The sequence below is a fragment of the Desulfovibrio sp. ZJ746 genome, assembly GCF_011039155.1.
Classification (GTDB): domain Bacteria; phylum Desulfobacterota; class Desulfovibrionia; order Desulfovibrionales; family Desulfovibrionaceae; genus Desulfovibrio.
In genome coordinates, this window is the sequence record NZ_JAAKEK010000005.1 from 189,829 (window position 1) to 211,442 (window position 21,614).

The 21,614-nt window shown below is 70.1% G+C and carries 22 protein-coding genes; 6 read left to right on the top strand and 16 right to left on the bottom strand.

Annotated features, from left to right (window positions below):
• Positions 1-4: 4 nt before the first annotated feature.
• From lon to rpmF, 16 genes are all read right to left on the bottom strand, one after another.
• Positions 5-2,602: an endopeptidase La gene (lon, locus tag G7Y54_RS09390; protein ID WP_165079042.1), complete on the bottom strand. Its 2,598-nt coding sequence runs from the start codon at positions 2,600-2,602 to the stop codon at positions 5-7.
• A 16-nt stretch (positions 2,603-2,618) separates the two neighbouring features.
• Entirely contained in the window at positions 2,619-3,311 is a 693-nt protein-coding gene (gene radC, locus G7Y54_RS09395) for a DNA repair protein RadC (RefSeq protein WP_165079043.1), read from the bottom strand.
• Between the two features lie 102 nt (positions 3,312-3,413).
• On the bottom strand, positions 3,414-4,445 hold the full coding sequence (gene holA, locus G7Y54_RS09400) for a DNA polymerase III subunit delta (protein ID WP_241159443.1): 1,032 nt from the start codon (positions 4,443-4,445) through the stop codon (positions 3,414-3,416).
• Positions 4,446-4,452: 7 nt separating this feature from the next.
• The gene (leuS, locus tag G7Y54_RS09405) at positions 4,453-6,969 is read right to left on the bottom strand and encodes a leucine--tRNA ligase (RefSeq protein WP_165079044.1); all 2,517 of its coding nucleotides are present in this window, start codon (positions 6,967-6,969) and stop codon (positions 4,453-4,455) included.
• A complete protein-coding gene (gene nusB / locus G7Y54_RS09410) occupies positions 6,966-7,472 on the bottom strand; it encodes a transcription antitermination factor NusB (protein WP_165079045.1) in 507 nt (168 codons plus the stop codon). Before nusB ends, leuS begins: the two co-directional genes overlap by 4 nt.
• Positions 7,473-7,475: 3 nt before the next feature.
• Positions 7,476-7,946 (bottom strand): 6,7-dimethyl-8-ribityllumazine synthase, encoded by a 471-nt coding sequence (gene ribE, locus G7Y54_RS09415; protein WP_165079046.1) that lies wholly within the window; start codon positions 7,944-7,946, stop codon positions 7,476-7,478.
• Positions 7,947-8,023: 77 nt separating this feature from the next.
• Positions 8,024-8,716 (bottom strand): riboflavin synthase, encoded by a 693-nt coding sequence (locus tag G7Y54_RS09420; RefSeq protein WP_165079047.1) that lies wholly within the window; start codon positions 8,714-8,716, stop codon positions 8,024-8,026.
• Positions 8,716-9,858: a bifunctional diaminohydroxyphosphoribosylaminopyrimidine deaminase/5-amino-6-(5-phosphoribosylamino)uracil reductase RibD gene (gene ribD / locus G7Y54_RS09425; RefSeq protein ID WP_241159448.1), complete on the bottom strand. Its 1,143-nt coding sequence runs from the start codon at positions 9,856-9,858 to the stop codon at positions 8,716-8,718. The genes G7Y54_RS09420 and ribD overlap by 1 nt, the downstream gene beginning before the upstream one ends.
• Before the next feature lie 66 nt (positions 9,859-9,924).
• Positions 9,925-10,425, bottom strand: coding sequence for a cytidine/deoxycytidylate deaminase family protein (locus G7Y54_RS09430; protein WP_165079049.1), 501 nt, complete (start codon positions 10,423-10,425; stop codon positions 9,925-9,927).
• 24 nt (positions 10,426-10,449) lie between these two features.
• Positions 10,450-11,688 carry a serine hydroxymethyltransferase gene (gene glyA, locus G7Y54_RS09435; RefSeq protein ID WP_165079050.1) on the bottom strand — a complete coding sequence of 413 codons (1,239 nt, stop codon included), beginning with the start codon at positions 11,686-11,688 and terminating at the stop codon, positions 10,450-10,452.
• A 114-nt stretch (positions 11,689-11,802) separates the two neighbouring features.
• The gene (gene fabF / locus G7Y54_RS09440) at positions 11,803-13,050 is read right to left on the bottom strand and encodes a beta-ketoacyl-ACP synthase II (protein WP_165079051.1); all 1,248 of its coding nucleotides are present in this window, start codon (positions 13,048-13,050) and stop codon (positions 11,803-11,805) included.
• Positions 13,051-13,531: 481 nt separating this feature from the next.
• On the bottom strand, positions 13,532-13,768 hold the full coding sequence (gene acpP / locus G7Y54_RS09445; RefSeq protein WP_165079052.1) for an acyl carrier protein: 237 nt from the start codon (positions 13,766-13,768) through the stop codon (positions 13,532-13,534).
• Between the two features lie 112 nt (positions 13,769-13,880).
• Positions 13,881-14,651, bottom strand: coding sequence for a 3-oxoacyl-[acyl-carrier-protein] reductase (gene fabG / locus G7Y54_RS09450; RefSeq protein WP_165079053.1), 771 nt, complete (start codon positions 14,649-14,651; stop codon positions 13,881-13,883).
• Between the two features lie 95 nt (positions 14,652-14,746).
• Complete coding sequence (locus G7Y54_RS09455) at positions 14,747-15,733, bottom strand: beta-ketoacyl-ACP synthase III (protein WP_165079054.1); 987 nt, start codon at positions 15,731-15,733, stop codon at positions 14,747-14,749.
• A gap of 42 nt (positions 15,734-15,775) precedes the next feature.
• Positions 15,776-16,810 carry a phosphate acyltransferase PlsX gene (gene plsX, locus G7Y54_RS09460; RefSeq protein WP_165079055.1) on the bottom strand — a complete coding sequence of 345 codons (1,035 nt, stop codon included), beginning with the start codon at positions 16,808-16,810 and terminating at the stop codon, positions 15,776-15,778.
• The gene (rpmF, locus tag G7Y54_RS09465; RefSeq protein ID WP_165079056.1) at positions 16,810-16,992 is read right to left on the bottom strand and encodes a 50S ribosomal protein L32; all 183 of its coding nucleotides are present in this window, start codon (positions 16,990-16,992) and stop codon (positions 16,810-16,812) included. Before rpmF ends, plsX begins: the two co-directional genes overlap by 1 nt.
• Before the next feature lie 211 nt (positions 16,993-17,203).
• On the opposite strand from rpmF, the gene G7Y54_RS09470 reads away from it, so the two are divergent.
• From G7Y54_RS09470 to rsmI, 6 genes are all read left to right on the top strand, one after another.
• Positions 17,204-17,899 carry a hypothetical protein gene (locus G7Y54_RS09470; RefSeq protein WP_165079057.1) on the top strand — a complete coding sequence of 232 codons (696 nt, stop codon included), beginning with the start codon at positions 17,204-17,206 and terminating at the stop codon, positions 17,897-17,899.
• A gap of 64 nt (positions 17,900-17,963) precedes the next feature.
• Positions 17,964-19,250, top strand: coding sequence for a tRNA (guanosine(37)-N1)-methyltransferase TrmD (trmD, locus tag G7Y54_RS09475; protein ID WP_165079058.1), 1,287 nt, complete (start codon positions 17,964-17,966; stop codon positions 19,248-19,250).
• Positions 19,251-19,295: 45 nt separating this feature from the next.
• Entirely contained in the window at positions 19,296-19,643 is a 348-nt protein-coding gene (rplS, locus tag G7Y54_RS09480; protein ID WP_165079059.1) for a 50S ribosomal protein L19, read from the top strand.
• A 38-nt stretch (positions 19,644-19,681) separates the two neighbouring features.
• Positions 19,682-20,404, top strand: coding sequence for a ribonuclease HII (locus G7Y54_RS09485; protein ID WP_165079060.1), 723 nt, complete (start codon positions 19,682-19,684; stop codon positions 20,402-20,404).
• Complete coding sequence (locus G7Y54_RS09490) at positions 20,398-20,811, top strand: YraN family protein (protein WP_241159444.1); 414 nt, start codon at positions 20,398-20,400, stop codon at positions 20,809-20,811. Before G7Y54_RS09485 ends, G7Y54_RS09490 begins: the two co-directional genes overlap by 7 nt.
• On the top strand, positions 20,753-21,592 hold the full coding sequence (rsmI, locus tag G7Y54_RS09495) for a 16S rRNA (cytidine(1402)-2'-O)-methyltransferase (RefSeq protein ID WP_165079062.1): 840 nt from the start codon (positions 20,753-20,755) through the stop codon (positions 21,590-21,592). The genes G7Y54_RS09490 and rsmI overlap by 59 nt, the downstream gene beginning before the upstream one ends.
• Positions 21,593-21,614 lie beyond the last annotated feature (22 nt).

A 21,614-nucleotide genomic window follows, 5' to 3' on the forward strand; every position in this document is an offset into this window, starting at 1 on the left:
TGTCTCAGGCCGAGGGCCTGTCGGGCAGCCGCGTGGCCGGGGCGCGCCGCCTGGGCGGCGCCGGGGGCACGGCCTCCTTGCGCTTCTTTTCTGCGGGCGCCTTTTCGCCGCATGTGCTGGCGGGCTTGGCGCTGTTGCCGGCCAAAGCTCCGCCGGCGAAGGCCAGGGAGAGCACTTCGTCATACTTGCGCACGGGATGCACCTTGATGCGCTTCAGCAGCTCCCTGGGCACGTCTTCCAGATCCTTCACGTTCTGGTGCGGGATGATGACATGCCTGAGGCCGCGCGCCACGCCGGCGAGGATCTTTTCCTTGATACCGCCCACGGGGAGCACCCGGCCGCGCAGGGTGATCTCGCCGGTCATGCACAGGTCCGCGCGGGCCGGCTGCCCGGTGAGCGCGGAAATGAGCGCCGTGGTGAGCGTCACGCCCGCCGAGGGACCGTCCTTGGGCGTGGCGCCCGCGGGCACATGAATGTGGATGTCGCGCCGGGCGGCAAAGGCCGGGTCGAGCCCGAGCACATCCGCCCGGGAGCGGATATAGCTCATGGCTGCCTGCGCGCTCTCCTTCATGACATCGCCGAGCTGCCCTGTCAGCAGGAGCGCGCCCTTGCCCTTGACGGCCGAGGCCTCCACGGTCAGCACCTCGCCGCCGGCCGGCGTCCAGGCGAGGCCGAGCGCCATGCCGGGCTCGAGCTCGGCCTCGCTCTCGTCTTCCAGAAAGCGCGGCGCGCCCAGCAATTTCTCCACTTCCGCCGGGCTGACGCGGAAGGGCCCCTTTGCCCCTTGGGCCTTGCGCCGCGCCAGCTTGCGGCACACGGCGCCGAGCTCGCGCTCAAGGTTGCGCACGCCGGCCTCGCGCGTGTATTCGGCGATGATCTTGTCGAGGGCCGCGTCCGAGAGGCGCACGTCGCCCTCCTTGAGGCCCGTGTCCTCCACGCGCTTGGGCAACAGGTGCCGCTTGCCGATCTCGGCCTTTTCCTGCCGCGTGTAGCCCGGGAGCGTGATGACCTCCATGCGGTCGCGCAGGGCCGCGGGGATGGAATCCACGTGGTTCGCCGTGCAGATGAAGAGCACGCGCGAGAGGTCGAAGGGCACGTTGAGGTAATGGTCGCTGAAGGTGTTGTTCTGCTCCGGGTCGAGCACCTCCAAAAGCGCCGAGGAGGGGTCGCCGCGGAAGTCCGCGCCGAGCTTGTCCACCTCGTCCAGCACCATGACCGGGTTGCGCGTGCCGGCCTGGCGCAGGGCCTGGAGGATGCGGCCGGGCATGGCGCCGATATAGGTGCGCCGGTGCCCGCGGATCTCGGCCTCGTCGTGCATGCCGCCCAAGGAGAGGCGCTGGAACTTGCGCCCGAGGGCGCGCGCGATGGACCGGCCGAGCGAGGTCTTGCCCACGCCCGGAGGGCCGGAGAAGCAGAGGATGCTGCCCTTGGAACGCGGGTTGAGCTTGCGCACGCTCAAGAATTCGAGGATGCGCTCCTTGACCTTCTCGAGCCCGCAATGGTCCTCGTCGAGGATGTCGCGCGCGCGGGCGATGTCGAGCCGGTCGCGGGACTGCTTCTTCCACGGCAGGTCGGCGAGCCATTCCAGATAGGATCTCAGCACGGACGCCTCGGAGGAATCCGCGTGCATGGTGGAAAGGCGCCTGAGCTGCCGGTCGGCCTCGGTGCGCGCCTCGCCGCTGAGGCCGGCCTTGTCCAGCGCCGCCTTGAGGCTCGCGAGGTCGTCGTCGGCATCGTCCTCGCCGTCGCCGAGCTCGTGGCGGATGGCCTTGAGCTGTTCGCGCAGGAAATATTCCTTCTGCGCCTTGTCCATGCCCTCGCGGGCCGCGCCCTGAATGCGCGCCTGCACGGTGGCCACCTCGAGCTCGTGCTGCAGGCGCTCATGCACGAGGCGCAGGCGCTCCAGCGGGTCCCCGGCTTCGAGGATGGCCTGCGCCTCCGCCATCTTCATGTGCAGGTTGGCGGCGATGATGTCCGCGAGGCGCCCGGGGTCGTCCACGCCCTGGAGCACGCCGAGGATGTCCGGCGAGGAGATGCCCCTGAGCGAGAGCACCTTCTCGCTCTGCTCGCGCACGGACCGCAACAGCGCCTCCACGTCCGCGCCAGCGGGCACGGGCGCCTCGGCCACATGCTCCACGCGGGCCTCGAGGAAGGGCTCGGCCTGGCGGTACCCGGCCACGCGCGCGCGGCTCACGCCCTGCACCAGCACCTTGATGCGGCCGTCCGGCATCTTGAGCATGCGCATGACCTGCACCACGGTGCCGGTCTGGTAAAGGTCGGCCGGGCCGGGGTCCTCCACGCCCTCCTCGCGCTGGGCCACCACGAGCAGCTGGCGCCCGCGGCGCACCGCGGCCTCCACGGCCCTGACGGATTTTTCGCGGCTGATGAAGAGCGGCAGGATCATGTAGTTGAACACCACCACGTCGCGCACGGGCAGCACGGGCAGCACGGGCGGCAGTGGCCGGTCAGCGGCCGGGCCGTCCCCCTCCCCGGGGGCGGCAGCGGCGCCCGGGGCGGCATCGGCGGCGGGAGCCGTCCGGGCGGCGTCGAGATCTTCCGCGCCGTCCGGGAAGATGGCGGGATCTTTGGTATCTTCGGTCATTTTTCCCCCTGAAAACTCAGAGAACCTTGCACTGGGTGATGCTGTAGCAGTCGCCCTCGGTGACGATGACATGGTCCACGAAACGGAGGCCGAGGCGCGGGGCGAGGCGTTGCAGCTCCGCCGTGAGCGCCAGGTCGGGTTGCGAGGGCCACGCGTCGCCGCCCGGGTGGTTGTGCACGAGGATGATGCCGCTCGCCCTGCGCAGGAGGGCGCTTTCCAGCACGTTGCGCGGCTGGAGGGGCACGGCGCTCACGCCGCCGTGGGAGAGGCGCTCCCACGCGAGGAGGCGGTTCGCCCCGTCCACCAGCGCGATCCAGCATTCCTCGTGCGGCGAGGCGCACAGGCGCTCGCGCGCCATGCGGGCCACGGCCTCTGGCGTGCCGAGCTGCTTGCGTTGCCTGAGCGGCGCGGAAGCGCGCCGGGCCAGCACCTCGCGCAGGACCTGCCAGAACGCCAGGAGCCCCGGCCCGAAGCCCGGTACCTGCGTTAGCTCGTCGGGCCTCGCGTCCAGCACGCCGCGGATGGTCTCGAAGCGGCGCAGCAGCTCGCGCGCCAGCGGCTTGGTATCCGTGCGGCGCAGGGCATAGCCCAAGAGGAGCTCCAGCACCTCATAATCGGCCACGGCGAGCGGTTCGCGGGCAAGCCTTTCGCGGAGCCGGGCGCGGTGCCCGGTATGGGTCGGCGGTGGGGCCTTGGGGCCGGCTGACATAGAGTAAGCAGTCCTGGGGGTTTGACAAGAGCGCTTTCGGGGGAAGAAGGGCCTGTCTACCGCACTTCCGCCCAAAAGCAAAGAAGGGGACGTGGGGGGGGATTAGGCCCGGCGCGGCGGCGCGCAGAGCGCGGTCATGGCGGCGGCAAGGCTTTCCAGCGACTGCGAAGGGCTCCGCCGCCCGCTCTTGACCTGCCATTCCGCATCGGCGAGCGCCGCGAAACCCCGCGCCAAGCCGGCGGCGCCCAGGCGCTGGGCGAGGGCGCGCTTGAAGGAGGCGTCCGAGGGGTGCAGCCGCACCTCCTCGCCCGCCAGGAGCTGCCAGAGCAGGCGCCATTCGCGCGCCAGGAGCGCGAGGAGGGAAAAGAGCAGCCGGTCGCCGTCCTCGCTGCGCGCAAGCTCGCGCCACACGCCCGCGAGGTCGCCGCTCTCCATGCGCCGGATGCAGGCGAAGACATTGCATTCCGGCGTCCAGCCGCCGGCGGCGGTCATGGCGGAGGTTACGGGCGCGTCGCCGGCCATGAGCCTGAGCTTGGCGAGCTCGTTCTCGATGGCGAGGCCGTCCGGCGGCACCGAGGCGCAGAACTGTTCCAGCGCCTGCGGCTCGAAGGCGAGGCCAATGGCGCGGGCGCGCTCGCGCACATGGCGGGGCACGTCGCGCTCGGCGAGGCCCTCGCCGCGCCACACCCAGCCGCGCCCGTCGGCAAAGGCGAAGCAGCGCAGGCGGGTGATATGGGCCGGGATCTTGGGGCGGCGCTTCTCCCACTCGCCCTCGAGGCAGAAGACGGGCCACACGCGCGCCGAGGGCCGGGCGATGGCCCGGGAGAGCTTTTTCCACACGGCCGCGGGCCAGAGCTGCGCCTGCCGTACCACCACGGCGCGGGAGGCGCCGAAGAGCTCCTCGAGGCTCAAAAGCTCCCAGAAACGCGGCGGCGGCTCCTCGTCACCCCAGAAGACATGGCGCTCCCACTGGCCGCGCTCCGGCGGGCAGGCGGCGAGCGCGTCGTCAAGGGCGCGGCGCAGCATGTGCCCGTCAGGGCAGACGAGGAAGCTGAAGCCCGGCTTTTCCCCGCCCGTGACGGGCGCCGCCCCCTTGGCCGGCCCCGGGCCGGGCATGTGCGCGGGGCCTGCCATGCGCGGCCTACGACGCCACGATGTTGACGAGCTTGCCGGGCACGACCACCACTTTGCGCACGGTGAGGCCCGTGAGGTGCCGCTGCGCCGCCGGGTCGGCGAGGGCCGCGGCTTCCAGCGCCGCCTTGTCGGCGCCGGCCGGGGCCTCAAGGGTGCCGCGCAGCTTGCCGTTCACCTGCAGCGCGATGGTCACGGTGTCGCGCGCGAGGGCGGCCTCGTCCCACACGGGCCACGGCTCGGCGCCCACGTCGCCCTTGTGGCCGAGGCGTTCCCAGAGCTCGGCGCAGATATGCGGCGCCACCGGCGAGAGCAGGGTCAGCACCGTGGCCATGACCGAGGAGAAGACGCGCCGCTCCGGCTCCGTCGCGCCCAGTTTTTCGCGGGCGAGGTAGAGCGCGTTGACGAGCTCCATGATGGCCGCGATGGCCGTATTGTACTGGAAGCGGCCCACGGCCATGTCGGACGTGACCTTCTTGACCGTTTCGTGCTCCTTGCGGCGCAGGTCGCGGGCCGCTTCGGTCGTCGCGTCCTCTCCCGTGGCGCCGCAGGCGCCGAGCGGCACAAGGCGCTCGCGTTCCTCCATGAACAGGCGCCAGATGCGCGCAAGAAAGCGCGAGGAACCCTCGATGCCGGCGTCCGTCCATTCAAAGTCGCGCTCGGGCGGGGCGGCGAAGAGGCAGAACAGGCGGACGGTGTCCGCGCCGTACTTGTCGATCATCTCCGAGGGGTCCACCACATTGCCCTTGGACTTGGACATCTTGCTGCCGTCCTTGAGCACCATGCCCTGGGTGAGCAGGCGCGAGAACGGCTCGGCGAGGTCGGCCGGGTAGAAGCCGAGGTCGCGCAGGGCCTTGGTGAAGAAGCGGGCATAGAGCAGGTGCAGGATGGCGTGCTCCACGCCGCCGATATAGATGTCCACCGGCATCCAGTAGGAAAGCGAGGCCGGGTCGAACGCGGCCTCCGTATCGCGCGCCGAGGTGTAGCGCGAGAAATACCACGAGGATTCCACGAAGGTGTCGAGCGTGTCCGTCTCGCGGCGCGCCGGCCCCCCGCAGCGCGGGCAGGCGCAGTCCACGAAGGAGGGCGTTTCGGGCAGCGGCGAGCGGCCGTCGTCGCGCACCTTCACGTCCAGGGGCAGGATGACGGGCAGGTTCTCCTCCTTTTCGGGCACCATGCCGCAGCGCTCGCAATAGACCACCGGGATGGGCGCGCCCCAGTAGCGCTGGCGCGAGATGTTCCAGTCCCTCAAGCGGAACTGGATGGCCGAGCTGCCCTTGCCCTCTGCCTCGAGCGCGGCCACCACGGCCTTCTTGCCGGCCTCGTTGTCCATGCCGTCGAAGGGGCCGGAATTGACCATGACGCCCGGGCCCGTGTAGGCCTCCCGCATCGTCGCCGGGTCGAGGTGCGCGCCCTCGGGCTCCACCACCACGCGGATGGGAAGGCCGTATTTGCGGGCGAACTCGAAATCGCGCTGGTCCCCGGCGGGCACGCCCATGACCGCGCCCGTGCCGTAGCCCGCGAGCACGAAGTTGCCGAGCCAGATGGGCACGCGCTCGCCGGTGAGCGGGTGCAGGGCATAGGCGCCGGTGAAGATGCCCTCCTTCTCCAGCGTGTCGGACTGGCGCTCCAGACGGTCCATGTTGCGGATGCGCTCCACAAAGGCGCGCACCTCAGCGGCCTGGGGCTTGCCCTCGATGAGCCGCTCCACGAGCGGATGCTCGGGCGCCAGGGTCATGAAGGTCACGCCGTAGAGCGTGTCGGGCCTTGTGGTGAAGACCTCCACATGGTCCGTGCCGTCGTAGTCGCGCTCAAGGCCGAAGCGGATGCGCGCGCCTTCGGAGCGGCCGATCCAGTTGCGCTGCATGGTGAGCACGCGGTCGGGCCAGCCGCCGTCGAGGCGGTCGAGGTCGGCCAGAAGCTCGTCGGCATAGGCCGTGATGCCGAGGAACCACTGGGTGAGCTCCTTCTGCTCCACCACGCTGTCGCAGCGCCAGCAGCGGCCCTCCTCCACCTGCTCGTTGGCGAGCACGGTGTGGCAGGAGGGGCACCAGTTCTGCGGGGCCTTCTTGCGGTAGGCGAGGCCCTTTTCCAGCATCTTCAGGAAGAAAAGCTGCTCCCAGCGGTAATATTCCGGGCGGCAGGTGGCTATCTCGCGCGACCAGTCATAGGAAAAGCCCATGCGCTTGAGCTGGGCGCGCATCTCGGCGATATTGCCGTAGGTCCAGGCGGCCGGAGGCACATGATGCTTGATGGCCGCGTTTTCCGCGGGCAGGCCGAAGGCGTCCCAGCCCATGGGGTGCAGCACGTTGAAGCCCTGCATGCGGCGCATCCGCGCCACCACGTCGCCAATGGAATAGTTGCGCACATGGCCCATGTGGATCTTGCCCGAGGGATAGGGCAGCATCTCGAGCACATAGCACTTGGGCTTGTCGCCGCCGTGCGTGCAGGCAAAGGCGTTTTCGGCCTGCCAGCGGGCCTGCCACCTTTCTTCCAGTTCCTGCGGATGATAGCGTTCCTGCATCATTCTTTTCCACCTGCTTCGCGGTCGCTCTGGAGGGCGGGAGCCTCTGCCCCCTCCCGGCTTGCCGCCGAACGGGCGGCCGCGTCAAGGATGCCGTTGAGAAAGGCCCGCGCCTTCTCGTCGCCGAACTCGCGCGCCAGCTCCAGGGCCTCGTTGATGGCCGCCTTGGGGGGCACGTCGTCGCGCCAGAAGAGCTCGAACAGCGCGAGGCGCAGGATGGTGAGCTCGATGCGGCCGAGCCTGTCCACGCGCCAGTTGTGCGAAAAGCGGCCGATGGCCTCGTCGAGCTCCCGCGTATGGCTCCACACGCCGTCCACGAGCTCCCAGGCGAAGCCCGAGGGCTCGCTGTCGAGATCGGCCTCGCTCATGGCCGCGTTGTGCGGCGAAAGCACGAACTGCCGCCAGAGCGCGTCCTTGTCCTTCGCGGGCGAAAAACACAGCCCGTAGAGCACCTGAAAGGCCAGCTCGCGGGCGCTTCTGCGCGTGGGGCGCTTGTTCGCGGCCATGCCCTAGAGCTGCTCCAAAACGCGGACGGTCTCCAGCATGGCGGCGGCGGCTTCCACGCCCTTGTTGCCCGCCTTGGAGCCCGCGCGCTCGATGGCCTGCTCGATGGTGTCGCAGGTGAGCAGGCCGAAGCCGATGGGCGTGCCCGATTCGAGCATGGTGTGCGCGATGCCCTTGGTGGCCTCGGCGCACACATAGTCGAAGTGCGGCGTCGCCCCCCGGATGACCGCGCCGAGCGCCACGAGGCCGTCGAACCTGTGCGCGGTCACGAGCTTGCGGCAGACGAGCGGCAGCTCGAAGGCGCCTGGCACGCGCACGATGGTGAGCGTCGCCGGGTCGAGGCCGTGGCGCGTGAGATAGTCCACGGCGCCGGCCACGAGGCGGTCGACGATGAAGTCATTGAAGCGCGCGGCCACAAGGCCGACCTTCAGGCCGCGGGCGTCGAGCTGCCCGGCGATGGTGGTGATGTCGCTCATGTTCGCTCCCGTGGAGGCGCGGCCCGGGGGCCGCGTCGCTCCGTTTCCCGTTCAGAAATTTTCCGCGGCGCGCCGGCTCACAAAAATCCGGCGCCGCGCAGGGTGTCCAAGGTCAGGCCGCCCGCCGGGGCGCTGTGGCGGGGCGCGCCGGGGCGAAGGCCCCCTCCCCTCACCGCTTCCTGCCAGGGCGCGAGCAGGTGGGCCACATACTTGCCCACGAGGTCGGTCTCCATGTTGACGCGGCTCCCGGGGCGCCAGGCGCCCATGGTGGTGCGCCGCCGCGTGTCGGGGATGACGTTGACCTCGAGAAAATCCGGGCCGCAGGCGTTCACCGTGAGGCTGATGCCGTCGAGCGCCACCGAGCCCTTGGGGATGACCTCGCCCCCGTAGGCCGCGGGAAAATCGAGCCGGCAGCACAGGGATTCGCCCCGGCGCCCGATGCTCTTCACCACGGCCACGCAATCCACATGCCCGCTGACCATGTGGCCGCCCAGGCGGTCGCCCACGGCCAGCGCGCGCTCGAGGTTCACGCGGCCGCCCGCGCCGAGCGCCCCAAGGGTGGTGCGGCTCACGGTCTCGGCGGAGGCATAGGCCGTGAACGTGTCGCGGTCATGCTCCTCCACGGAGAGGCAGACGCCGCTCACCGCGATGGATTCGCCATCCGTGAGGTGGCTGAAGGGCTCGGCCGGCCGGATGCGGAAGCGGCGTTCCGCCGCCATCTCCCGCAAGCCGACGACCTCGCCCTCGCACTGGATGATGCCGGTGAACATCAGGCCCGCTCCCCGCCCCGCTCCCCGGTGTCCGGCCGCGGCCGGAGGAGCAGGTGCGCGTCCTCGCCGCAGCGCTCGAGCCCGCAGAGCCTGAGGCGCAGCCCCTCGTCCAGGTCCAGCGGCGTGCGCCCGGCAAAGAGGGGCCGCGCCTCGGCATCGCCCAAGATGAGCGGCGCGAGGTGCAGGTGAAACTCGTCCACGAGGCCCGCCTCGAGCATGCCAAGGGCGAGGTAGCTCCCGCCCTCGCAAAGCACATAGAGGCAGCCCAGCTCCTGCCGCAAGATGCGGAGCATGGTGGAAAAATGCGGCACGCCCCCCGGCGACGCCGCGAGGGCGAACACGCGCACGCCAATGGCGCGCAGGGCCTGCGCCTCGGCCGAGGCCGCCCCGGCCGGCATGACGAAGAAGACCGTTTCCTCCGGGCGCTCGCGCACAAGGCGCGCGCCGTCGGGCGCGGGAAGGCGCGAGGTGAGGACGCAGGCGAGCGGCTGGCGCAGGGGCGCATCTGCGTCACCAACGTCCCGTGCGGTCAGTTGCGGGTCGTCCGCGCGGAAGGTGGCCCCGCCCACCAGCACGGCCCCGCCGGCCCTCCCCACACCCGCGCGCAGTCCGTGAACCTTCCGGCGGGATTCGGGCCCGCTGATCCACTGCGAAACGCCGTTGCGCGTGGCGATGCGGCCATCGAGGGTGGCGGCCAGCTTGAGCAGCACATAGGGGCGCTCGGTAGTCTGCCAGACGAGGAAATCCGCCACGAGATCGCGGCATTCCGCCTCCAGCACCGGGCCGATAACCTCAACGCCGGCCGCTGCCAGCAAGGCCGCGCCCCCGCCCGCCACCGGATTGGGGTCCCTGAAGCCGTAGACCACGCGGCGGATGCCGGCGGCGAGGATGGCGCCCGTGCAGGGGGGCGTCTTGCCGTGATGGCAGCAGGGCTCTAAAGTGACCACGAGCGTGCACGACGCGAGGTCCACTCCCCTTTCCGCAGCGTCCTTGAGGCATTCCACCTCGGCATGCGGCTGGCCCGCGCCGTGGTGCCAGCCGCGCGCAACGACCTCGCCATCGCGCACGAGCACCGCCCCGACCATGGGATTGGGCGCGGTGTGCCAGCGTCCGCGTTTCGCCAACGCGATGGCCTCGCGCATGAAGGGGGAGAATTCCCGCCCCGCCTCATGGTTCACGTGAGCCCCCTGCGGCGCACCCTGCATGGCTTATTCCGCCCCCTGTCCGCAGGCGCAGGCCGCGCCCGCGCCTTCGGGCAGCCAGTCCACGGCAAGCTGCTCCATGGGCACGCCGGCCTCGCGGAGCATGGTGGTGGCGAGCTCGTCGGGATAGGCCTCGGCGTAGAAGATCTCGCGGATGCCGCAGTTGATGAGCATCTTGGCGCAGAGCACACAGGGCTGCGTGGTGCAGTAGAGCGTGGCCCCGGCGATGCTGATGCCGTGGACGGCCGCCTGGATGATGACGTTCTGCTCCGCGTGCAGGCCACGGCAGATCTCGTGCCGCTGGCCCGAGGGGATGCCGAGCCGCTGCCTCAGGCACCCCACCTCGAGGCAGTGCGGCGTGCCGGCCGGGGGCCCGTTGTAGCCCGTGGCGAGGATGCGCTTGTCCTTGACGGCCACCGCGCCCACCCGGCGCCTCGTGCAGGTGGAGCGCAGGCTCACGAGCCGGGTGATGCTCATGAAGTAGTCAGGCCAGGGCAGTCGTTCCATGCCGTGCTCGCAAAAGGGCGCCCGCTACCACGAAAAGAGCGGGAACTGGCGCGCGAACTCCGTAACGCGGCCGCGGATGGCCGCAAGGGTCTGGGCGTCGCCGCGCTTCGCGATAGTTTCGGCGATGAAGCCGGCAACGGTCGCCATGTCCTCGCGGGTGAGGCCGCGCGTGGTCAGGGCCGCGCTCCCGAGGCGGATGCCGGAAGTCACGAAGGGCGAGCGCGTCTCAAAGGGGATGGTGTTCTTGTTGACCGTTATGCCGGCCGCGTCCAGCGCGCTTTCCGCATCCTTGCCCGTGACATCGAGGTTCGTCAGGTCCACGAGGAGCAGGTGGTTGTCCGTGCCGCCGGAAACGAGCTCGAAGCCGGCGGCCTTGAGCCCGTCTGCGAGGGCCGCGGCGTTCTCCACCACGCGCTTCGCGTAGCGGGCGAAGGCCGGGCGCAGCGCCTCGCCGAAGGCCGCGGCCTTGGCGGCGATGACGTGCATGAGCGGGCCGCCCTGCATGCCGGGGAAGATCTGGCTGTCCACGCGCTTCATGTTGGCCTCGTCCGCGAGGATCATGCCGCCGCGGGGACCGCGCAGGGTCTTGTGCGTGGTGGTGGTGGTCACGTGGGCGTAGGGGATGGGGCTCTCGTGCAGGCCGGCGGCCACGAGGCCCGCGATATGGGCCATGTCCACCATGAGCAGGGCGCCCACTTCGTCGGCGATGGCGCGGAAGCGCGCGAAGTCGAGAAAGCGCGGATAGGCGCTGGCCCCGGCCACGATCATGGCCGGCATGTGCTCCCGCGCGAGCGCCGCCACTTCGTCGTAATCGATACGGCCCGTGTCCTTGCGCACGCCGTAGGACACCACGTTGAAGAGGCGCCCCGAAAAATTCACCGGGCTGCCGTGGGTGAGGTGGCCGCCGTGGGAGAGGTTCATGCCGAGGATGGTGTCGCCGGGCTTGAGGCAGGCGAAATACACGGCCATGTTGGCCTGCGAGCCGGAATGGGGCTGCACGTTGGCATGGGCGCAGTTGAAGAGGCGCCGCGCGCGGTCGCGGGCCATCTCCTCCACCATGTCCACATATTCGCAGCCGCCGTAATAGCGCTTGCCGGGATAGCCCTCGGCATACTTGTGGGTGAGCACGCTCCCCTGGGCCTCGCGCACGGCCGCGGAAACGAAGTTTTCCGACGCGATGAGCTCGAGCTTGCTCATCTGGCGGTCGGATTCGAGAACGATGGCGTTGGCGAGTTCGGGGTCCTGGAGAATGAGTTCATCCATTGAGGCATATCCTTTTGCGGAAAAACAGCCCGCGCGGCGCGGGCATGAGGGCCGGGCGCGCGGCATCCCGGGCGCCAAAATGAGGGGCGCCGGGGCGCCCCTGCTGTGTGGACCTTAGTCCGTCCACTTCTTGAAGATGACGCTGGCGTTGGTGCCGCCGAAGCCGAAGGAATTGCACATGCCGTATTCGCAGGCCACGCGCTCCGTGCCCCCCGAGAGATAGTTGAGGTCGCAGGCCGGGTCGGGAAATTCCAGGTTGATGGTGCCGGGCAGCACCTCGTCCCTGAGGGCCAGGGCCGTGAACACGGACTCGATGCCGCCGGCCGCGCCGAGCAAATGCCCGGTCATGGACTTGGTGGCCGAGATCTTGAGGTTTTTCGCATGGTCGCCGAAGGCGATCTTCATGGCCTTGGTTTCCGTGCTGTCGTTGAGCTGGGTGGAGGTGCCGTGGGCGTTGATGTGCTCCACCGCCTCGGGCTTGAGGCCCGCGTCGCGCAGGGCGCGCGTCATGGCCGCGGCCATGCCCTCGCCCGTCTCGTGCGGGGCGGTCATGTGGTAGGCGTCGCCGGAGGCGCCGTAGCCCACGACCTCGGCATAGATCCTGGCGCCGCGCGCCTTGGCGCTCTCGAGGTCCTCAAGCATCAAGAGGCCCGCGCCCTCGCCGATGACAAAGCCGTCGCGCTTGGCGTCAAAGGGCCGCGAAGCCTTGGTGGGCTCGTCGTTGTAGTGGGTGGAGAGGGCCTTGAGCGCCGTGAAGCCCGCCACGCCGAGCGGCGTGATGGTGGCCTCCACGCCGCCCGTGATGACGCTTTTCGCGCGGCCGAGCACTATCTCGCTGTAGGCCGTGCCGATGGCGTGGATGCCCGAGGCGCAGGCCGTGGTGGTGACGATGTTCGGCCCCTTGGCGCCGGTGAAGATGGAAATCTGCCCGGGCCCCATGTTGGAGATGAGCATGGGGATGAGGAAGGGCGAGATCTTGCTGGGGCCCGCCTCGAGCAGCTTTGCGTGCCAGGTCTCGATGGTGCGCAGGCCGCCGAGGCCGATACCGAGGATGACGGCGACATCTTCGGCGTTTTCCGGCGTTATCTCAAGGCCCGAGTCGGCGAGGAGCATCTTGGCGGCGGCCACGGCGAACTGGGTGAAGCGGTCCATGCGCCGCACCTGCTTGGCCGGTATCCACTCCTCGGGCGAAAAATCTTTCACTTCGCCCGCGATGCGCGAGGTGTAGTCGGACGCATCGAAGAGCGTGATGGGGCCGATGCCGGATTCCCCCGCGAGGAGGCGCTTCCAGGTGGTGTCGATGTCATTGGCGAGCGGCGTGATGCCGGAAACGCCGGTGATCACTACGCGGGGTCGGTTCATGGGCGGCTCCTTGCTCCTTGGCCTTGGTAACGAAACATCCGGGCTCGCCGCGGGCGCAGCGGCAACGCCGGGCTGCACCGGGGCGTGGCAGGTCGCGACCGCAATGGGCGCGCCCGGGCCGCGCGCAGGGTGGGCGTCTTGCCCCTCCCGGCCACAACTTTGGCCGGCCCCTGTGCCCGCAGGCCCTTTTGGCGACAGGCTTTTGCGCCCCAAACCCCCAGCGCCATGCCGCGCATCGGCAGCCCAAGGGCGCGACGCCGCGGACATGGGCCGGGAGCGGGGCCCCGTGCCGGCGGCGCAAGGCGCCACGCCCTGCGAAGCCGTGCCGATTCCCGATCATGGCGCCCGTGGGCGCCGAGCCAGCGGGAAAAGGGGAATACGGCATCACCCGGCGCAGCCGGGAATTCCCGGGCGCCGGGGCGCGGGGCCTGCCCCCAAGCGCCGCGCCCCGAATGGTGCGCCGCGGCGGGACGCGCCCGGCCTACTTCTTGTTGTTTTCGATATAGTTGATGGCGTCCTGCACCTTGAGGATCTTCTGGGCGTCCTCGTCGGCGATCTCGATGTCGAATTCCTCTTCCATGGCCATGATGAGCTCGGTGAGGTCGAGGGAATCAGCGCCCAGGTCTTCCACAAAGGAGGCTTCGGGCTTCACTTCGTCGGCGCTCACGCCAAGCTGGTCAACGATGATCTTCTGGACTTTGTCGGCAACTTCAGACATGACATCCTCCCGGTGTTCCGTGTTCGTTTTGGGGCGCGGCACGGCGCTTTCCTGCGCCGGTGCGCGGCCCTGAAAAATCGTCAAGAATCGTCCTGCGCCGGTTTGCCCCGGCTCAGCAATACATGCCGCCGTTGACGGCGAGCACCTGCCCCGTGATATAGGCGGCCCTGTCCGACGCAAGGAAGGCCACGGCCTCGGCCACGTCCTCGGCCGTCCCCATGCGGCGCAGGGGGATGGACTCCACATAGGACTTCACCACATCCTCGCCGAGCTTGGCCGTCATGTCCGTCTCGATAAAGCCGGGCGCCACGGCGTTGACCGTGATGCCCCGCGCGGCGAGCTCGCGCGCGTTGGACTTGGTGAGCCCGATGAGCCCGGCCTTGGCCGCGCAATAGTTGGCCTGGCCGGCATTGCCCATCTGGCCGACCACCGAGGCGATATTGATGATGCGCCCGGCGCGCCGCCTGCTCATGATTTTCGCTGCCTCGCGGCTGCACGCGAAAGCGCCGCCGAGGTTGACATCCAGCACGCGGTCAAAGTCCTCGCTTTTCATGCGGATGAGGAAGCCGTCCCTCGTGATGCCCGCATTGTTGACGAGCACGGCCAGATTGACCTTGTCCTTGATCTCGGAGGCGAAAAAGGCCTCCACCGCGGCATCGTCGCCCACGTCCAGCGCGAAGGCGCGCGCCTCGCCGCCGGCGGCGCGGATGTCCTCCACGGTGCGCTCGGCGTCTTCGGGGCGGCTCACATAGGTCAGGATAATGAAATAGCCGTCACGGGCGAGCGTGCGGGCGATGGCCCGCCCGATGCCGCGCGAACCCCCGGTGACGAGAGCCACGGGCGCTTCGGCCCACGAGGCCTGCCCTGTGCTGGAATGTGTCATGGCGAACCACCTCTTCCTTGTGCAGTGCCGGGAAGGAGCATTCTACTCCATGCGCCCGGGAATTTCAATGCGCGGGCCGGGGCACCGGCCACCCGCTAAAAGCGCAAGAGCGCCGCGCCCCACGTGAGCCCGGCGCCGAAGGCCGTGACCAGCACGCGGTCGCCGGAACGGATGCGGCCAGCCGCGCGGGCCTCGGCCAGCGCCAGCGGGATGGAGGCGGAGGAGGTGTTGCCGTATTCCGCCACGTTCACGAATACCCTTTCCCTTTCGACGCCGAGCCGCGAGCCCACGGCCTCAATGATGCGCATGTTGGCCTGGTGCGGCACGAAGAGCGCGATGTCCTTCATGGCAAGGCCGTTGCGGGAAAGCACGGTCTCGCACACCTGCACCATCTGGCGCACGGCGTGCTTGTAGGTGTCGCGCCCGCGCATGGTGATGAAGAACTGCTCGTCCACGGGGTCGCCCGCGGCGTAGCGGCAGGAGGTGCCCCCGCCCACGATGATGAGGTCGCGCTGCGCGCCGTCGCTCTGGCAGAGCACGTCCTCCACCGCCGCCGAGCCCTCGCCGCCCTCGCCGTCGAGCACGCAGGCCGTCGCCGCGTCGCCGAAGAGGACGCAGGTGCTCCTGTCCTGCCAGTTGACACGCCGCGTCATGGCCTCGGCGCACACGAAGAGGATGCGGCTTTGCGGCGCCTGGGCGAGGAAGGCCTGCCCCAGCGAAAGCCCATAGATAAAGCCCGTGCAGGCCGCGCTGAAATCCAGGGCCATGACCGGCCCGGCGTCCAGCGCGCCCGCGAGGATGCACGCGATGGAAGGCGAAATATAGTCCGGCGTGCAGGTGGCGGCGAGCACATGGGTGAGGCCGCGCGGAGCAAGCCCGGCCTCCGCGAGGGAGCGGCGCGCCGCGGCAAGGGCGAGGTCGGAGGCGTTTTCGGTATCGGCAAGCCTGTGCCGGCGCCGGATGCCCGTGCGCTCCACGATCCACTGGTCGTTGGTATCCACCAGGCGGGCCAGGTCGTCGTTGGTGACAACGGTTTCGGGCACATGGGCGCACAAGGCGCGCAGATGGCAGGTAAGGGTCATGAAGTGTCCGTACAGGTTGCGGAAAAAAGGCGCCCGCGGCGCTCAGATGGCGCGGGAAAACCGCGTCAGCTCCTCGTTGGCGAGAATGGTCTCCGCGAGGCGGGCATTGGTCTCCTTGCGGACATAGGCGCCGCTCATGCGGATGGCGTTGGTCATGGCGCGGGCGTTGGAACGGCCGTGGCAGACGATGGCGAGCCCCTGGAGGCCCAAAAGCGGCGCGCCGCCGTATTCGGCATAGTCGAGGGTGCGCGCGAACTTGCGGAAAGCCCCGCGCGCGAGCATGCCCCCGAGCGCGGGGATGAAGCCTGTGGTGAAGACGCGCTTCAACATGCGCACGAGAGCGGAGGCGAGCCCCTCGCTCATCTTGACCACCACATTGCCCACAAAGCCGTCGCAGACGACCACGTCCACGTCGCCGGTGAAAATGTCGCGGCCTTCGGCATTGCCGATGAAATTCAGGTTGTGGGCCATCTTCAGCAGCTCATAGGCTTCCTTGACCTGGCTGTTGCCCTTACCCTCCTCCTCGCCGATGCTGAGCAGGCTCACGCGGGGCGCGGCATAGCCGAGCAGATCGCGGGCGAAGGCGTCGCCCATGAGGCCGAACTGGAAAAGATGGTAGGGCCGGCAGTCCACATTGGCGCCGGCGTCGAGCACGACCACAGGGTCCTTCTCGGTGGGCAAAAGCGCCGCCAGCGCGGGCCGCTCCACGCCGGGGAGGCGCCCCATGATGAACATGCCGCAGGCCACGGTGGCGCCGGAATGCCCGGCGCTGACCACGCCGTCGGCCGCGCCCTCGCGGACGAGGCGGCAGGCCACCTGGATGGAGGCGTTCTTCTTGCGCCGCAGGATGTCCGACGGCTTTTCGTTCATGTGCACCACGTCGTCGGCCTGGACGATGTCACAACGGGCGTCCCCCAGGTCGAGCTTGGCAAGCTCGGCCTCCACCTTGGGGGTGTCGCCCACAAGGAGGATATGAAGGTCGTGGAGGCGCGCCGCCTCCACGGCCCCGGGAACGACCACGGCGGGGCCGAAATCCCCGCCCATGGCATCCACGGCGATGACGGGCTTCTCGCGCATCACTCGGATTCGGGCCGGGCGATCACCTGGCGGCCGCGGTAGGCGCCGCAGTTGGGGCACACGCTGTGGGGCGTGGTGGGTTCGCCGCAGGAGCAATAGATGACGGCAGGCTTGGCCACACGGTCATGGGAACGGCGCATGCCCTTGCGGGAACGCGATTTCTTGTTTTGCTGAACAGCCATTGGGGTCTCCTTTTGGCGGCTGGCCATGCCGGCTGGTCATGGCGGCACGCCGCCGGGCCCGATACGGGCGAATTATGGGAGACAGTCCATAGCGGAAATTTCGCCGCTTGTCCAGACCTGCCCCAGCCCGCGGCCGGCGCCGCTCCCTTGCCCGCCGCGCCGCCCTGTGCGAGGATGCGCGGGCGGCCGTGCCCGGGCCGCCGGAGTATCCATGCCACTTATCCTGTCCGCACCCCTGCCCGATTGCGCCGCCACCGGGGCCGAAGCACGCCTCACGCAGCTCTGCGCCCGCTGGGAGCGGAGCGTCGCCCCACGGCTCGCCCCGGCGCAACTGGCCCATTGCCGCCGCTTCGGCCAAGGCGGGGGCGCGCCCGGGGCCCGCGCCTCGCGCCTCCTCGCCCGGCTGCTCGCCCTGCGCGCGCTGCCCCGCCGCACCACCCTTGAGGGGGATGACCACGGCCGCCCGCGCGTCGCGGGCGCCCCGGGCTGGCACATCGCCTTCAGCCACAGCGGCGCCGCCGCCTTCTGCCTCGTGCTCAAGCCCGGGGAGACGGCGCAACGTCCGGCAGGGTACGGCGCGGTGGACGCCGAGCCGGCAAGCGCCCTCCCCACCACTGACCGGGGTTTTGCGGCGCCCGCGCCGACTCCGCGCGCGGGCCTGTGGCGCTGGCTGCTCGCCGAGGCCCTGTTCAAGGCCCGTGGCGCCGCCCCCGAATGCTGGAAGGACGCGGCCTGCGCGGCCCATGACGGGGCAGGGCATGCCGCCGGATGCTGCACCCTTGCGGGGGCGCCGTTCTCATGGCGCTTTCTTGCCGTTCCCGGGCATGCGGTGTGCGTTGCCCTCCCGGGGGCCGCACCCTTTTCCGTGGGGCTGCGCTGGCTCGCATGGCAGTCCTTCCTCTCCTGACAAAGCCCTGCTGAAGCCCCTCCCCCGCATGGACAGGCGGCCGCTTTTCCGGCAAGTTCCCGGCATGCGCTTCCATCTGGTCACGCTCTTCCCCGAATTTTTCGCCTCGCCGCTCGCCACGGGCCTCATGGGACGCGCGCGCGAGGCCGGCGTGGTGGAGGTGAGCTTTCACGACCCCCGCGCGTTCAGCACCGACAAGCATCATCATGTGGACGACCGGCCCTATGGCGGCGGGCCGGGCATGGTGCTCCAGCCAGGGCCGGTGGCCGCGGCCGTGCGCGAGATAGCAACGCCCGGCCGCATCCTCTTCCTCACGCCGGCGGGGCGCCCCTTCACCCAGGCCCTCGCCCGCGAATGTGCCCGCGAAGCCGACCTGACCCTCATCTGCGGCCGCTACGAGGGCCTTGACGCGCGCCTTGCCGCCATCCTGCCGCTCACGCCCGTCTGTGTGGGCGACGCCGTGCTCAACGGCGGAGAGACCGCGGCGCTGGCCGTCATGGAGGCCGTGGGGCGCCTTGTGCCCGGCTTCATGGGCAAGGAGGCCTCCGGCGAGGACGAGAGCTTTTCCGCCGGCGTCCTCGAATACCCCCACTATACGCGGCCCGAGGTCTTCGAGGGGCTGGAGGTTCCCGCCGTGCTCCGCAACGGCGACCATGCGGCCATCGCGGCCTGGCGTCGCAGGGAGGCGCTGGCCGCCACCCTGCGCCAGCGCCCGGAGCTGCTGGACGAGGCGCCCCTCGACCGCGCGGACGCCGCCGCCCTCGCCGCCCTCCCCCGGGAGCGGCCCGGCCGCAACCTCTCCTTTTGCCTCCTCCACTATCCTGTCCTCCTCGAAGAGAGAAAATGCGGCGCGTCCTCTTTGACAAATCTTGACGTACACGATATAGCCCGGATTTCGCGCAGCTATGGCATGGGCCCCTTCTATGTGGTGACGCCCCTTGAGGACCAGCTAAGGCTGCTTGGGGCCATCCTCCGCCACTGGGGCGCCCGCGGCCCCTTGCGGCGCGACCGCAGCCGGGCGCTCTCGCTGGTGCGCGGGGTGCCCACGCTCACGGAGGCCATCGCCGAGGCCACGGCCCGCGCGGGCACGGCGCCGCGCCTTGTGGCAACCTCCGCGGCATGGCCGGAGAAAAAGCGCGACGCGCCGCCGCTCACGCCCGCAAAGGTGCGGGGCTGGTGCCGCGAGGGCCCGGTGCTGCTCCTGCTCGGCACGGCGCGCGGCCTCGCGCCCCAAGTGACGGCCCTGTGCGACGGGCGCATGCGGCCCCTGCGTTTTTTGGGCGACAACCATCTTTCCGTGCGCAGCGCGGCGGCCATCCTGGCCGACAGGATACTGGGCGATTTTTGTTGAAAACGGCGGCCCGCCCCCTTTGCCGGCCCCGATGAAGGAGTTGACATGGATATCATCAAGAAGATCGAGCGCGAAAACATGCGCATGGACATGCCCGCCTTCCGCTCGGGCGATACCGTCAAGGTGTACCTGCGCATCGTGGAAGGCGAAAAGGAGCGCATCCAGGTCTTTCAGGGCAATGTCATCCGCATCCAGCGCGGCACCACCAATGCCAGCTTCACGGTGCGCAAGATCTCCGACGGCGTGGGCGTGGAGCGCATCTTCCCCATCAACTCGCCCTTCATCGACCATGTGGAGGTCGTGGCCCAGGGCCGCGTGCGCCGCAGCCGCCTCTACTATCTGCGCGGGCGCAAGGGCAAGGCGGCCCGCATCAAGCCGCGCGCCCGCTACTGAGCGCCCCCCGGGGACGCCGGGCGCGCCCGGCGTCCACCATGGCCGGAAGGCTCCACGCTCCCCGGCCGCATCTGCCCGGATTTTCCGGGGGCCTGGCGGCTCCTCGTGAGGAGCCGTCTCTTGTGGCGGGCATCGACGAGGCCGGCCGCGGCTGCCTCGCCGGGCCCGTGGTGGCCTGCGCCGTCATCCTCCCCCCCCGCTTCGATTTGCCCGGCCTCACCGATTCCAAGCTCCTGGGCGCCCGCCAGCGCGAAAAACTGGCGCCGGCCATCCGCGCCTGCGCCGTGGCCTGGGGCCTGGGCGTGGTCTGGAGCCGGCGCATCGAGCGCGTGAACATCCTTGAGGCCACGCTCGAGGCCATGGCCCGCGCGGCCTGTACGCTCAGGACGCCCCCGGCCCTGCTGCTCATCGACGGCAACAGGACCATCCCCGAAGACCTGCTCCTGACGATGTGGCGCAAGGCGCATCATGGCGCGGCCCCTCGCCAGCGCGCCCTTGTGGGCGGCGACAGGAGCGAACCGGCCATTTCGGCCGCCTCCGTCCTCGCCAAGACCTTCCGTGACCGCCTCATGGCCGCGCTCGGGCGCCGCTGGCCCGGCTACGGCCTTGAACGCCACATGGGCTACGGCACCCGCGAGCATCTGGAAGCCCTGCGGCGCCTCGGCCCCTGCCCCCTCCACCGGCGCACCTTCCGCGGCGTCTTGCCGGCCGATGAAAGGCCCGCAGCCCTGGGCGCCGCGGCATGGGGCGCCCTGTGCTGAAGCGGGACGGCAGCCATATCGTCCTCGGGCGCCGGGGCGAGGAGGCGGCCTGCGGCCTTTTGCGCCGGGCCGGGCTGCGCATCCTCGACCGCAACTGGCGCGCCGGGCGCCTCGAGCTCGACATCGTCTGCCAGGACGGCGCCACCGTGGTCTTTGTGGAAGTGAAGACGCGCTCAAGCGCGGAGCGCGGCGGCCCGGAAGGCGCGCTCACGCCCGCCAAGCAACGCAGCCTCTCCCGCGCGGCCCAGGCCTGGCTTGCCGCCCATGGCGCGTGGGAGGCGCCCTGCCGTTTCGATGTCGTCTGCCTCGTGGCCCGCGACGGAACCTTCAGCGCCGAGCACTACCGCCATGCCTTCGACTTCGCCCCGCCTCTGGATCGTCGCCACGCCGCTTGGCAACCCTGGTGACCTCTCGCCCCGCGCCCGCGAGGTACTGGAAACAGCCGACCTCGTGCTTGCGGAAGACACGCGCCGCGCGGCCGCGCTCTTTCGCCGCCTGGGCCTGCCCCGCCGCCGCTTCCTGAGTTTTTACGAGCAAAATGAGGAGGAACGCCGCGAGGAGGTGCTCACGGCGCTTCGCGGGGGCGCGCAGGTGGCCCTCATTTCGGATGCCGGCACCCCGCTTGTGGCCGACCCCGGCTACCGGCTGGTGCGCGCCTGCCGCCGCGAGGGCATCGCGGTCTCGCCGGTGCCCGGGGCATCCGCGCCCGTGGCCGCGCTCAGCGCCGCAGGGCTTCCGCCTTTGCCCTTCACCTTTCTGGGCTTCCTGCCACGGGACGTGGGGGGCCGGCGCGCGCTTTTCCGCGCCTATGCCACCGTCCCGGGCTCGCTCGCCTTTTTCGAGCGCAAGGACAGGCTCGCCGAAAGCCTCGCCCTGGCAGCCGCCATCCTCGGCCCGCGCGAGCTTGCCATCTGCCGCGAGCTCACCAAGACGCACGAGCAATTCCTGCTCGGGCGCCTTGAGGACGGCGCGGAACTGGCGCGCGACCTGCTCGGCGAGATCACGGTCATCATCGGGCCGCCCGAAGGCGCCCCGGAACGTGCCGGCGAAGAGGAGGCCCGTGCCTGCCTGCGCGCCCTGCTCGAGGCGGGGCTCAAGCCGCGCGAGGCCGCGCGGGAAGCCCACAGCCGCCTTTCCGGCTGGAGCGCCAAGGAGCTCTATGCGCTCATCCCGGGCCTCGATGCCTGAGGGCTTCGGCCCGGCCTCCCCC